General features: G+C 40.1%; 8 protein-coding genes. All 8 read left to right on the forward strand.

Annotation, left to right across the window (positions count from 1 at the left end; all coding sequences use genetic code 11):
* Positions 1 to 212: 212 nt before the first annotated feature.
* Positions 213 to 3,575, forward strand: coding sequence for a SusC/RagA family TonB-linked outer membrane protein (locus R2S08_RS21210; protein ID WP_316837019.1), 3,363 nt, complete (start codon positions 213 to 215; stop codon positions 3,573 to 3,575).
* Positions 3,576 to 3,615: 40 nt separating this feature from the next.
* Complete coding sequence (locus R2S08_RS21215; protein ID WP_316837020.1) at positions 3,616 to 5,226, forward strand: SusD/RagB family nutrient-binding outer membrane lipoprotein; 1,611 nt, start codon at positions 3,616 to 3,618, stop codon at positions 5,224 to 5,226.
* A 24-nt stretch (positions 5,227 to 5,250) separates the two neighbouring features.
* A complete protein-coding gene (locus R2S08_RS21220; protein WP_316837021.1) occupies positions 5,251 to 6,066 on the forward strand; it encodes a tyrosine-protein phosphatase in 816 nt (271 codons plus the stop codon).
* 326 nt (positions 6,067 to 6,392) lie between these two features.
* Entirely contained in the window at positions 6,393 to 6,968 is a 576-nt protein-coding gene (locus R2S08_RS21225; RefSeq protein WP_316837022.1) for an RNA polymerase sigma-70 factor, read from the forward strand.
* 82 nt (positions 6,969 to 7,050) lie between these two features.
* Positions 7,051 to 8,178 carry a FecR family protein gene (locus R2S08_RS21230; protein WP_316837023.1) on the forward strand — a complete coding sequence of 376 codons (1,128 nt, stop codon included), beginning with the start codon at positions 7,051 to 7,053 and terminating at the stop codon, positions 8,176 to 8,178.
* Between the two features lie 335 nt (positions 8,179 to 8,513).
* Positions 8,514 to 11,939 carry a SusC/RagA family TonB-linked outer membrane protein gene (locus tag R2S08_RS21235; protein WP_316837024.1) on the forward strand — a complete coding sequence of 1,142 codons (3,426 nt, stop codon included), beginning with the start codon at positions 8,514 to 8,516 and terminating at the stop codon, positions 11,937 to 11,939.
* Positions 11,940 to 11,949: 10 nt separating this feature from the next.
* Positions 11,950 to 13,341: a RagB/SusD family nutrient uptake outer membrane protein gene (locus R2S08_RS21240; protein WP_316837025.1), complete on the forward strand. Its 1,392-nt coding sequence runs from the start codon at positions 11,950 to 11,952 to the stop codon at positions 13,339 to 13,341.
* Between the two features lie 74 nt (positions 13,342 to 13,415).
* Complete coding sequence (locus tag R2S08_RS21245) at positions 13,416 to 14,552, forward strand: TlpA disulfide reductase family protein (RefSeq protein WP_316837026.1); 1,137 nt, start codon at positions 13,416 to 13,418, stop codon at positions 14,550 to 14,552.
* Positions 14,553 to 14,560 lie beyond the last annotated feature (8 nt).

Here is a 14,560-nt window from a genome sequence, read left to right on the forward strand (position 1 = left end):
AAAATATATGCTGGTTGTAATAAATGCGTTACTTAACAATAACCAGATTTTAGCCTATAAGACTAGAATTTTTAATTCCTTAACATTTTGTTTTAAAATCAGACACTTAGGTCAAAAAAGAAGCAATAAGATCATTTTAACATATTCCAGAAACAACAATTCTCTAACATCTCCCGGATACTTTCGTGAAGCAATAACTAAACAAAGTGCACATGAAAAAAAAGTTACCCAATTTATTACAAATGCTTCTCACCTTAGCATTTGTATTTCTCAGCTGCAATATTTTTGCACAAAAAAACAATATAATCGGATTGGTTATAGATGAAAATAAAGTACCAATTCCAGGTGTAAGTATTAAGATAAAAGGTACCTCAAATGGAATGTCTAGTGGAAATGACGGAACATTTAGTATAGTCGCCCAAAAAGGCCAGGTATTGTTGGTTAGTTCAATTGGATATATTGCTCAGGAAGTTATAATAGACGAGAGAAGTACTTATACTATAGCGCTAAAAAATGATGCAAAGATCTTAAGCGAGGTTGTTGTTACAGCCTTGGGAATTAAAAAAGACGTCAAAAAAATAGGCTATGCTACCCAGGAAATTAAAGGTAGCGAATTGGTTAAAGCAAGAGAGCCCAATGCGATCAATTCCCTAACCGGAAAGATAGCTGGCTTAACAGTAGGAGGCAACGCAGAAATGCTGGGCAGGCCGCAACTGGTATTAAGAGGAAGTACGGATCTGCTTTTTGTAGTAGATGGAGTTCCGGTTAACTCAGATACCTGGAACATCAGTGCAGATGATATTGAAAGTTATACAGTATTAAAAGGACCTAATGCTGCTGCCTTGTATGGTTTCAGAGGACAAAATGGAGCCATCCTGGTTACCACAAAAAAAGGAACCAAAGATGGCCGTGGTTTTAATGTTGATTTCAACAGCAGTACAATGTTTGAAAAAGGTTTTACTGCACTTCCAAAAACACAGGCACTTTACGGTTATGGTAACGACTATAAATATGCTTATGGCAATGACCTGTACGATCTGGATGGAAGTTATAGAAGAACCAACGTTTGGGGACCAAAATTTGATGGACAAGGAGTAGCTCAGTACGATAGTCCAATAGATCCGGCAACCGGAATCCGCACCAAAACTCCATGGCTATCCAAGGGCGCAAAAAATTTCGAAAATTTCATGGAAATGGGATTATTGAGCACCAATAATCTTTCTCTAAGTGCCTCCGGGGAAAAATATGATCTTCGTACTTCAGTGAGTCATACTTACCAAAAAGGAATGGCTCCAAATACAAAACTGAACGTAGATAATTTGAATATATACGGCGGTTATAATTTTAGCCCCAAATGGAGATTGGATGGTAATTTGAATTTCAATTCACAATATACACCGAATATTCCCGATGTATCTTACGGGCCAAACAGTTATGTTTATCAGTTTAAAGTATATGGCTCAGCCAGCTGGGACCTGAATGATGTAAGGGACTATTGGGGAGGGCCGCGCGGGCGTCCTGGCCTGGTACAAAACTATGTAGAATACGGAAGGCACAACAACCCATTCTTTACTGCAAATGAATGGTTGCATGGCCATCAGAAAACAGACGTTAACGGATATGCTAAATTGAGTTACAAGTTAAACGACGATTGGAATTTTAGTTTACGCTCACAAGTAACAACCTGGCATCAGCTTCGTACAGAAAAGGTTCCCCCTTCTACCAATTTGAACCAATACGTAAATGATTATTACTTCAATAAGACCAATGGTCTATACAATATCTGGTATGGAGATTACAGAGAAGATCAGCGCTCTTTGATGGAACATAATCACGATTTTCTAGCAAACTATAATAAAAAAATCAACGAGGATTTTAGTATTTCCGGTTCTGCAGGAGCAAACCTGAGAACCTTCGAATACAATTCCACCTGGGCTACCACCTATGCGCTCACACTGCCGGGTGTATATACCCTAGGCAATTCACAGGGGCCTGTTAAATCCTATAACTTTGGATCTAAAATGCAGGTAGCCAGTGGATATTATACCCTGGATTTCGGGATCAAGAACTGGTTGAATATCAATACAACCGGAAGAGTAGACAAATTATCTACCTTGCCCAAAGGCCACGATGTTTTCTTTTATCCTTCGGTATCCCTCAGCTCTGTGATCAGTGACTATACCAAACTGCCAGAATTCATTTCTTTTCTCAAAATACGAGGATCTTTTGCAGACGTAAGAGGAGCATTGACGAGTCCAACCATTGGTACAGCCTATAATGCTCTAACAGGAAATACTGTAGGGTCGTTATTGGGTGGTGGAACTTATGGTGGCTACGGAACTGAACTCTATAGCTCTTACGATGGGCCAAACTATGACAATCAGAATTCGTATAGCGTAAATACCTATTATAACAATACTCCATCTGTAGATTTTTCTAAAAATATTGCAAGTGATAAGATTAAACCATTTGATGTGAAATCTTATGAAGGTGGGGCAGAGGTTAAATTTCTTAGAAACAGACTGGGCCTTGATTTTACCTATTTTACTTCGATCAACGGCCCATTGGTATTCCAGCTTCCAGTGGCAAATTCAACCAGTTATGCAACAGAAAGTGTAAACGCCATTACCTCAAAGAAAAAAGGATGGGAACTCTCTGTAACAGGCACACCAGTTAAAACAGCTAACGGCTTTAGCTGGGATGTGATGGCTAATCTGGCTACCTATAAGGAAACATTAAGCAAGATCTATGATGGTGTAGATGGCTGGGCGGTTAACAATCACAATTATAAGGTTGGTGAAAGACTAGATGGAATTTATGGCCGCGCTTATGTAAGGGCGCCCGATGGGCAGATCATCCATGATGCCAGTGGATTACCTCTTGCCCAGCAAGCAGGTGTTAACAACAACCAATTATTAGGCTATGCGAACCCAGATTTTGTCTTTGGATTCAATAACAGGTTTACTTACAAGAATTTTAGCTTTAGTTTTCAGTTTGACGGACGTTTAGGTGGAAAGATCTTTGACTACGTATATGCACAATCTATGAATGCGGGAACAGCCCTTGACCTGGTAGAAGGACAATATGGCGATGCCCGTTTAAAGGAGTGGCAAAGTACCAATGGAGGAACAGTTAATGCAACAGGAGCCATGGTTGGTAACGGTGTTGTCATTACTTCAGGAACACCACACTACACCAACGGCAAAATTGACAATTTTGACCAGCTCACCTTTGCGCCAAACACAAAGGCCGTAACCTTAAGGAATTATATTCAAAACGGAGTTTATGGTTTATTTGATGAACCTTTTATGGTGAATCGCTCTTATGTCAAATTAAGGGAAGTGGTTATAGGTTACAATATTCCTAAGAAGATGTTAGGTAAATCGTTCATTAAATCGGCAAGCATTTCATTAATCGGAAGAAACCTGCTCTATTTTGCGCAACGTAAAGATCTGGATCTGGATCAGTATGCCTCTGGTTTTAATTTATCCAGCAAATCTTTAGGGGGTAAGCAAAGTGATTTGCAAAGTTCCACCGCACGCCGCTATGGTTTTAACATTAATATAGGCTTTTAATTTGATCCAGAAAGCAGTATAAAAATTTAAAGAGATTCTTATGAACTTAAATACAATAAAAATAACAGGTATGATTGCCTTGGCGGTTGTACTAGGAAGCTGTCAAAAAGGAGATTTGCTTTCAAATCCCAATGTTGCAAATGAAAATTCAAATGTTCCGGTTTCTTTGCTTCTCAACCATTTAACCTGGAGTATGTACAGAGGGGGAGGCGTTGTAGAAAAGTCATCAAATTCAGTAGGTGAAGAACCATTTGGGCAAGTCGGCCGCTGGAATCAATACACCGCATCCACCAATGCTTATTATCGTGGTACAAATGCTTACGCCTTTAGTAATACAGCAACAGCTTATGACTTGCTGAGGTATGCTAACCAGATGGAAAGCAAAGCAACAGTGCAATTGGGGGCAGTTAATAATATATATGGTGCTCTAAGTAAGTTTTTTAAAGCTTATAGTTTTGTTTGGCTCACCCAGCGTGTAGGAGATATTCCGGCTGCGGAGGCAGGTAACTCTGCAAACCTGATACCTAAATTTGATACCCAGAAAGAGGTGTACAGAAGAAGCCTTCAGTTATTGGACGAGGCCAATACGATGGCGGGCGCGTCGATAAAACCAGCCGTTGGGGTAGATAACTCGGCAACAGTTGTGCCAGGTGATATTTTTGGCCTTACTTATTTGCAATGGCAAAAAGTGATCAACAGTTATCGGCTGCGGGTACTGATCAGTTTAAGTAAACGTGCAGATGACAATACAGATCTGAACATTAAACAGCAGTTTTCAGATATTTTGACCAATGCCTCCAAATACCCTATTCTAACCGGTAATACTGATAACTTATCTTTTAAATACAATGCAACCGTAAATAAGTTCATCTATAACCCCGATGAAACCTATAATTTGTTTGAGAACGTTGGTAAAACTTACCTGGACATTACCACATCCAGTATGGACCCGCGTACTTTTATTACTTCAACACCTGCACCAGCCGAAATTGCCAGCGGTAAAACGGTAAGTGATTTTACAGCCTATGTAGGCTCAAGTACTGCCCAGACACAGAGCACGCTTTCAGCTAACGATGCACTTGGGAAATATTCTTATGTAAATTACAAGCGCTATTTTGCCACTTTCATTGGCCCTGATCCTGCCGTTATTATCGGATATCCAGAGTTATGTTTTAACATTGCAGAAGCCATTAACAGGGGCTGGGCAGGCGGTTCAGCTGCAACCTGGTACCAGAACGGGATCAATGCTTCCATAAATTCCTACGGCCTGAGTGAAGGGCAGTCTTACGATATAGGCAATGTAAAAGGCGTTACACTCGGAAAGGTAACCATCAGCATCAGTAATTTTTTAAATCATCCTAATGTGAAATATAAAGGCGACAATAGCGATGGGCTAAAGCAAATCCTGCAGCAAAAATACGTAGCTTTCTTTGAGAACTCTGGCTGGGAGGCCTTCTACAACTGGCGCCGCACAGGGATTCCAGAGTTTGCCAACAATGGACCGGGTATAAACCCCACAGGAGTAATACCGCTACGCTGGCAATATCCGCTGGAAGAGCAAAATAACAACAATGCGAATTACAAAGCTGCGATTGCTGCACAATATGGAGGCAATGATGATGTCAATCAGAAAATGTGGATGTTAAAATAAATAATGATTTAAACTTTAATTTTTATGAAGAAGGTAATATTTCTTTTGTTTCTATCGTCGGTTTTAGGCCTGCAAGCCAGTAATGCTAGTATTACAGATACAACCAGACTTGTTCCGGTTAAAGGAGCCGTAAATTTCAGGGATTTGGGTGGTTATCCAACCAATGAAGGTACAAAGGTAAAGTGGGGCAAAGTTTACCGGTCAGGAGAGATCAGCAAACTTACAGACGACGATCTTAAGTTACTTGCTGACAAACGCATTAAGGATGTCGTAGATTTCAGAAGTAATGAAGAGGTAGCTAAAGCCAAAGATAAACTTCCTGAAGGAGCAGCCTATATCCAACTTGCAGCAGGAAGCGAGCAGCTGAATAATTTTATGGCTGTATTGCCAAAATTAAATTCAGGCGATTCCCTGATGATTTCTTTCTATAGTCAAACTGCACACTTGAAAGAGAAATACAAGCCTTTTTTTCAGGAACTTCTTAAAATGCCAGACTCTGATGCTCTGCTTTTTCATTGTACGGCGGGTAAAGACCGGACTGGAATAGGGGCTGCATTATTTCTTCATATACTTGGTGTGCCAGACGAAACCGTCATGGAGGATTACCTGGCCACCAATGAATACCGAAAGGAAGAAAATGAAAAGATGGTGAAAATGATGGTGCAAATGAAGATTAAAGAACAAGTTGCGCGCGACCTGGCCACGGTAAAACCAGAATATCTGATAGCCACAGTAAAAGCAATTCTTAGCAAATACGGTAGCATCGATCAATTTGTAAGTCAGGAGCTCGGTCTTTCTAATGATGATATCTCGTTATTGCGAAAAAAATATACGGAGTAATAATTCGTTAGAGAATCTCCACCAGTAATACCAATGCATAGCATAGTTCTTTTACCTAACCAGTGAAAGAACTATGCTTTTTTCATCTATTTTTTCGCTCTGACCCGAAACTACTGTATCCTTAAAGATTAGAAAAAGGTTATGGCGAGTTTTATGGTTACATACCCCTGGAAATAATGGCTGGGCAGCTGATAAGGTGGCTCATGAGACGTCTTACTTAAAACAGGGAAAAATCAGAATTAAAAATTCAAATAAATTATCAACTGACGAATTATTTATATAATCTTTGCTTTTATCAGTATATTTAAGAGTAATAAGATTTGGTAGTGCTTAGTCTTTCAGAAAAAACAGATCAGGAACTTCTGCTGCTATTGCGGCTAGGGGAGCGGTCTGCATACGAAGAGATTTATCGAAGATATTGGCCATTGCTCTTCCGGCATGCCCGGAAACTTCTTCAAAATGACGAAGCCTCAAAAGATGTAGTGCAGGACACCTTTATCCACCTCTGGGCAACATCAATAAACTTGGATATCAAAACAGTGCTATCTCCTTATTTATATACAAGTGTCAGGAACCAGATCCTGAACATCTTCCGGCACAATAAGGTTCAGGCCAATCATTTAAAAAGCCTGGGCGACTTTATCAATCAGGGTGCTAACATTACTGATCACCTGGTGCGCGAAAAGATACTAGCCAAACTGATTGAAGATGAAATCTCCAACCTTCCTCCAAGAATGCGAGAAGTATTTGAACTCAAAAGAAAAGCAGGTTTATCCTATAAGGAAATTGCTGGCGTAATGAACATCTCCGAACTTACCGTGAAGACCCAGATGAACAAGGCCATTACCATTCTGCGGGCTAAATTTGGAAATAGTCTATCTATTTTTTTACCCTTCTTATAAAACATCGCATTTTTTTTAATACCGGATACAACATTAGGTTGACATGGGTGTCATAACCATATATTCCAGTAAAAATTAAGAAATGGACAACCCAACACCAGAGCAGCTTTTAGATAAATACTTTGCTGGCCAGTGTAGCCCGGAAGAGAAAGCTACTTTGGAAAGCTGGTATTTGCTGGAGACAGAAAATGCAGTGGACGAGCTTCCTGAGCCTAATTATATTGGGCTTGAAGAGGAAATGTGGAAAGTTATTGAGCCACTGGCTGTTCCAAGAAGGAAGGTAAGGCGACTTTGGTTGCGTATCGCTGCGGCTGCAGCTATTCTGCTGATCTTTGGTTCGGGATTAATTTATTTCAATAGTTATAAAGAGCGTACTAACACAGCTATTGCTTATCAGAATATCAATGCCGGAGGCAATAAGGCCTATTTAACGTTAGGTGGAGGTCAGAAACTCTCTTTAACAGATGCTCTTAATGGGCATGTGGCTGAACAGGCTGGGGTAGAGATCATCAAAACTGCAAAAGGAGAATTAATATATAATGTTAAGAATAGACAGGGAAACCATCCGGGCTTGATCAATACGATCACCACCCCAAGGGGCGGACAATGGCAAATCCGTTTGCCGGATGGATCAACGGTATGGCTCAATTCTTCTTCATCTTTAATTTACCCTTCTGCCTTTAATAATCACGGGGAAAGAAAGATTGAACTCCATGGAGAGGCCTATTTTGAGGTACATAAAGATCCAAAACATGCCTTTGTTGTCAAAACAGAACAGCAGGAAGTAAGGGTGCTGGGTACGCATTTTAACATAAGCGCGTATCAGGAAGATCATCTAGTAAAAACCACTTTACTAGAGGGTTCAGTACAAGTTACAGCGCGCTCTGGAATTAGAATCTTAAAACCAGGTCAGCAGTCAGAACTTTCTGAACGGACCATCTCTGTTAAAGCAGTGCAGGCAGATGATGCGGTAGCATGGAAAAATGGGTATTTTATGTTCAACTATGAAGACCTGGAAAGTGTGATGACAAAAGTTGCTCGTTGGTACGATGTCGAATTAAGATACGAAGATCCCTCAGTTAAAAAGGAAGTTTTCTTTGGTACCATCAGCAAATACGAGAATATTTCAAAGGTGTTAAATATGCTTGAACGTACCGGAGTGGTTAAATTCCATATGGACAAGAAAACTATAGTAATCAGTAAGAAATAATCAACATATAACCATAAACCAACCAAACCATGTCAACTAAAGAAGAAAGCCCGTAAAAGTATAATCAGAAAAGAGGGTCCAAATAATAAAGGACTTCGGTTTGCGGCCAAAGTCCTTTGTATCCTGTTCCCTGAAACATTGACGAATCAACCATTTCATGAACTCAGCGATTGCTCTATCCTTCTAAAAACGGGGCATATCGCAGAACAGACACTCAAATGTATAAAAATTATACTAAATATTTTTGTGCGCTTTCCCGGCGCATATATCACTTGTCTTATAACATACATTCTGCTATAAACAGAATCAATACGGCAGATAAAAGAAAATGGATCATGCGAATTAACCTAACAGCACTTTTATTCGTATTTGGCCTTCTACAAGTTGTTAGTGCATCAACTTTTGCCCAGAAGCTCACCTTGAAAGAGAACAATGTGACTCTGGAAAAGGTGTTTCGAGAAATACGAAAACAAACTGGCTTTGATGTACTCATTGCTACTACTAAAATACAGAACTCCAAAAAGGTTAACGCAGATTTTAAAAACACACCCCTGGAAGAAGTATTGAAAAAGGTACTTGACCCCAAAACTTTTAGTTTTACGATCGAGAATAAGACTGTAGTTATTAAACAGAAGGATCCATCTTTCCTGGACAAGATCAGTCATTTGTTCTCATCGGTTAAAGTAGAAGGACAAGTGGTGGATTCCGCCAGTGGTAAACCGATTGGAAGAGTAAGCGTTTACGTAAAGGGGAGAAAAGACGTGTTCATTACAGGTGAAGATGGACGTTTTAAGTTCAATAATATACCCTCGGATGCAGTATTGTATTTCAGCTGTGTTGGTTATAAAGCACAAGAGGTGAGCGCTGCCGATTGTTCACTGGTAAAACTGACGTCCTCTATTCAGGTTCTTCAAAATGTAGTGGTTTCAACAGGTTATCAGAACCTTCCCCGGGAAAGAGCTGCTGGATCGTTTGGATTTGTTAAACAGGCTGATCTTGATAAAAGAAGCAACTTGAATATTTTAACCTATCTGGAGGGGCAGGTGCCAGGTCTGTTAACCGATGCCGACGGGAAAATCACCATCAGGGGGCAAAGTACTCTTGCATCCAGTTCCAACAAAGACCCATTAATTGTATTGGATGGTTTCCCAATAGAACGTCCGGTAGAGAGTATTAACCCAAATGATGTGGAGAGTATTACAGTATTAAAAGATGCCTCGGCAGCATCCATTTGGGGGGTGAGGGCGGCAAACGGTGTTATTGTTATACAAACAAAAAGAGGACAATCGAGCAAAAAGCCATTGGATATCAATTTTTCTTCTACTTTTTCAGTTTCGCCCGCTGCAGATCTGACCAAACTACCTTATGCTTCGAGTTCTTCTTTTATTGAATTTGAGAAATTTAAAGTAGACAACAAGCTCACCCTGTTTACAACTGGGCTTCCGCGCGCTGCAATATCGCCCGTGGTTGACGTTTACCTCAACAACCCGTCTGGTGCAAGTCAAATTGTTGAGCCTTTAAAGAACATAAATTCCTACAAGGAATTTCAGGATCTGTTTATGAGCCCGGCCACCAGGCAGCAGTATGCACTTTCCTTAGCTGGAAAAGGAGAAAAAACAACCCATAGGGCTTCTTTTAGCTATGATAAGATTGGTTCTCAGTTTAAAGGAAACAATACGCAGCGTTTTGTAACAGATCTTTTTCAAACGGTGACCTTGCTGCCTAAACTCAGAGGGCAGATAGGGGTAAACTATGTAATGACTAATGAAAAGGATAACGGGATGGCTTATACTGATCTAAAAAACTTACTGCCTTATCAGCGTATTCTGGATAGTAATGGAGGTTATGCTCCTCAACCTCAAACATTTTATCAGGCAGATAAAGACGCCTATGTAAAAGCAGGTTATCCGTATAACTGGAATTATAACCTCATGCAGGAATTCAATAATAAAGACAATACCATTAGAACAAATGATGTGAATGTATCTGCAGGTTTGGATTATCAGATCATGAAAGGAGTGATGGCCATGGCAGGTTACCAATATGAGTATGGAAATTCAGTAACTAAAGACATTTACAATGAAGAGACGTATCTGGTCAGAAACACGGTCAATTATTCTACCAGCATAAAGAACGGAGTATTAACCTCTGGTATTCCTAAAGGAGGAATTTACAAAGAGTACAACTCCAGTTTTTATTCTCAAACCTTCAGAGGATTGTTGAAATATGACGGCGACTTTTCAGACAGTAAACATGTTATTTCTGCCATCGCTGGTATGGAAGTGAGAGAACTTGGAAACAAAGCCTCGAACCAAACCAAATATGGGTATAATGCACAGAGCCTGCAGTATGCAAGAGTGAACTATAATACCATGTATACTGATGTAAGGGGAAGCCAGAATTTAATACAGGATGAAAGTATATTCCAGGACGACTTGAACCGGTTTGTTTCGATATACACCAATGCGGGCTATACTTATAAGGAGAAATATACCCTGAACGGCAGTGCCAGATTGGATAAAACAAACCTTTTTGGCTCCAGCGACCAGTATAGAAATGTATGGTTATGGTCTGCGGGGGCAAGCTGGCAGCTTCATAAAGAACGTCTTTTCCAAAACTCCATATTTAATAGTTTGATCTTGAGGGCTACATACGGGATCAATGGAAATATAAACAAAACAACCAGCCCTTTTCTCATTGCCAATGTAGCCACCGATCAACAGACCAATCAACCTTATGCCTATGTTTCCAATCCTTCGAATCCACTTTTAAGGTGGGAAAAGACAAAAGTAACCAACCTGGGAATTGATTTTGCCATGATGAATGGACGCCTGAGAGGCTCTCTGGAATATTATAACAAGGCAAGCTCGGATCTTTTGGGTGATGCCACAGTGAACGGAACTTATGGTTTCAATAGTGCATTTGTCAATTATGCCAGTATGAAGAATAGAGGGGTAGACGTAAGTATATCCGGCCAGATCATTAACAGGGATTTTAAATGGACGGCAACTTTAAACTACAGTTATAATAAGAACGAAGTCACTAAAGTTGATTTCCCTCAGAAGACTGTTGGCTCTTACCTTGCCGGGGCTCCTCAAGCGGGCTTGCCACTTAATTATGTGTATAGTTATCAATGGGCCGGTCTCTCTGCTTCCGGAACACCTCAGGTTTATAATGAAAAAGGACAAGCTACAGGTTATAAAACAGAGATGGCAAATCCATTGGCGTTGATCTATCAAGGCACTACTGTACCACCACATTATGGGGCATTGATTAACGAATTTAGTTATAAGAATTTCTCGTTGCTCACCAATTTTACCTACAAAATGGGGCACAAGTTCAGAGTTCCGGTAATACAATATTCAACAGCTTATGGAGGCTCCTCTCAAATATCTTCAGATTGGGATAACCGATGGAGAAAAGTAGGAGATGAAGCTATAACCAATATTCCGGCAGCACCAGCAACGCTAAGCAGTCTTAATGTTTATGATCAGTATACGCAATATGCAGACATAAATGTAGAGACCTCATCTATCATCCGTTTTAGGGAATTGCTGATCAACTATAAGTTGCCAGTTAAATTTATTCATGCTTATCCTTCTTCTGTATTTACAATAGGTTTACAAATCAGGAATCTCGCTGCTTACAAATTTAATAAAGCCAGTCTTGATCCCGAATATTTAACCTCCACAGCGCAAAACAGCAATATTGTTTTACCTCCAACGCCGGAGTATTCTTTAATTCTAAAAGCAAACTTTTAATTCCATATATATGAAAAGTTTAAAATATACCTGTTTTTTGATCTTGATGGTTTTGGGATCAACAGGCTGTAAAAAATACCTGGACATTGTACCCAAAGGAAAGATCATTCCTCAAACTGCAAATGATTTTCGTCTTTTGCTGGATCAGACAACGCCTAAAGGGAAATCAAATGGTTTTGTCAATAGCTTCAGTAATGATGTGCTGATGGGAGATGATATGGAAATTAATGCTTTTTCAGCCAGTTTTTATAAAGCTTCAGACCAGAATGTATTCACGTTTGCCGAAAATATTTACCAGGATTTTGAGTCGGACCCAGATTGGGAGGCTTTGTACAACCAAATTTATGTAACCAACCTGGTCATTACACAAGTAATGGATGCGGAGGGAGGAACCACGTCAGAAAAAACGGAGTTGTTATCGGAGGCAAAAGTGCAGAGAGCTTATGCCTATCTGATCCTGGTTAATTTATATGCCAAACAATATAATCCTGCTACAGCTGCAGCAGACCCAGGAGTTCCACTACGTAAGGGGCTTGATTTTGAAGAGAAACTTCCAAGGGCAACGGTGCAAGAGGTCTATGATTATATTTTGCAGGATCTGAAGCAAGCTTTAGGCAATTTGCCTGTTACCCCCCAACTTAACCTTAATTTTCGTCCGGTAGAAGCAGCAGCTTATGCTTTGCTGGCCAGGACAAGTTTGTATATGAATAATATAGCTGGGGCTCTTGACTATGCCAATAATTCCTTGCAGCGATATAGTGGTCTGATTGACTACAATACCTTACCTGCCAGTCAACTCTTTCCTGGGACAATACAGGAACCTATTGGACTTCAAAATAAGGAATTGTTGCTATTGAAATCAGTTGTTTCTCCAAGTTCTTTCTTTTATGGAAATGTTGGCTTGATTGGCCTCTATGATCAGCAAAATGATCTTCGTTTTAAAGCGAGGTTTGCGAGTGATGCAGCATTTGGACTAAATAATGGCTTTATCTGTACAGAATGGTCTGGCAAAACACCTTCCAAAGGGCCCTCAACAGCAGAAATGTTACTGGTTAGAGCAGAATGTTATGCGCGGGCAGGTAAAACAGCAGAGGCTATCAACGACCTCAATACCTTGCGGAGTACCCGATATAAAACGGGTAGCATTTTTGCCCTTAGTGCATCATCATCAGCACAAGCCCTTTTGCTTGTTAAACAAGAAAGAAGACGTGAACTGGCCTTTTTAGGTTTCAGATGGTTTGATATCAAGCGTTATAACGTATTCGATAACGATCAGATTTCTGTTGTACATACCATCAATGGAGCTACTTATACGCTTGCGCCCAACAGTCCCCGATCCGTACTGCCGATTGGTCGTAAATACATAGACCTAAACCCGGAAATCATACAAAATCCACATTAAAATTTATAAATCCATAGCGCCTGTGGCAATAATTTAATTGCCATTGGCTCAAATAAACAATTAAACACAAAAACATGAAATCAATAACAATTAAACAACCTAAATATCTGCTCTTGTTCTTCTTCACGATGTTTGCTACGGCTGTTATGGCCCAGAATCAATTTAATCTTAGTGGTATAGTCCCCGGTAAGAATGGACAAAAAGTTGAACTTGTACGGTACACTGAAGGATCAGTACAAACACTGGGCTCAGCTACAATTGAGCACGACCAATTCCAAATTTCAGTTCCTGTTGATGAGATCAGCCTGGCCGTACTTCAAATCAACAAAACATTTGGCGGAACGGTAATCATTGAACCTGTAAATCTGAAATATCATTTTTCCGAAGATGGTACTTTTGGAACAGAAGGTGGGAAATATAACCCAATACTTTCCGGATATCTGCGTGACAAAGAATTTATGGCTGCAGATGCCCTGTTCATAAAATTAACTAAAGGTGGGGATATTGCTTCCATAAAAGGCACAAAACAAGAGTGGGAGATGATACAACCCTTTTTAAAAAAGGAAGACCTCAGGAGCGAATATCTGGCCAATCTGGTTAAAAAAAATCCAGATCCTAAAGTTAAAGTTATGGCCGCTATTATGTGTGAACTACAGCCCGATGCGGCCAAAACTATGGAGATCATCAATAAAGTTGCTCCGCAAGTAGGAGAAAATACCATTATGATGCGAAGAGTAAGGTCTATGGAAAAACAACAGGTTGCAGCCCTGGCCAGAAGGCATGAAGGCATGCTGGGTGCGCAATTTGCCGATTTTACTGCTGCAGATTTGAAAGGAGAATCGATGACCTTAGCCCCTGTAGTAAAGGCGAATAAATTTACCCTGGTTCAGTTCTGGGCGTCCTGGTGTGGCCCATGCCGTAAGGAAATTCCTTTGTTGAAACAATTGTATAGTAAATACAAATCTAAAGGCTTCGAAATTGTATCCTTTTCTATGGATGACAATAAATATAATTGGGAAAAGGCTTCTGAAGCAGAGCAGTTAAATTGGAGAAATGTTTCCGACCTGCAGGCCTTTAAAAGCGGCGTTGCAAAAACCTATCCCATATTTGGTATTCCAGCAAATGTGATCATTGACCAAAATGGTAAAATCCTGGCCAGCAATCTTACCGGGAAAGATCTGGAAGACAAGATTACAAGCCTGTTGAAATAAATCATAAA

Origin of the sequence: Pedobacter nutrimenti (genome assembly GCF_032678445.1) — a bacterium.
Classification (GTDB): domain Bacteria; phylum Bacteroidota; class Bacteroidia; order Sphingobacteriales; family Sphingobacteriaceae; genus Pedobacter; species Pedobacter nutrimenti_A.

Bases quoted from the DNA above. Each gene is read 5' to 3' on its own strand.
- R2S08_RS21240 (WP_316837025.1), top strand. From the start codon at position 11,950: ATGAAAAGTTTAAAATATACCTGTTTTTTGATCTTGATGGTTTTGGGA.
- R2S08_RS21245 (WP_316837026.1), top strand. From the start codon at position 13,416: ATGAAATCAATAACAATTAAACAACCTAAATATCTGCTCTTGTTCTTC.
- R2S08_RS21215 (WP_316837020.1), top strand. From the start codon at position 3,616: ATGAACTTAAATACAATAAAAATAACAGGTATGATTGCCTTGGCGGTT.
- R2S08_RS21220 (WP_316837021.1), top strand. From the start codon at position 5,251: ATGAAGAAGGTAATATTTCTTTTGTTTCTATCGTCGGTTTTAGGCCTG.
- R2S08_RS21230 (WP_316837023.1), top strand. From the start codon at position 7,051: ATGGACAACCCAACACCAGAGCAGCTTTTAGATAAATACTTTGCTGGC.
- R2S08_RS21235 (WP_316837024.1), top strand. From the start codon at position 8,514: ATGCGAATTAACCTAACAGCACTTTTATTCGTATTTGGCCTTCTACAA.
- R2S08_RS21210 (WP_316837019.1), top strand. From the start codon at position 213: ATGAAAAAAAAGTTACCCAATTTATTACAAATGCTTCTCACCTTAGCA.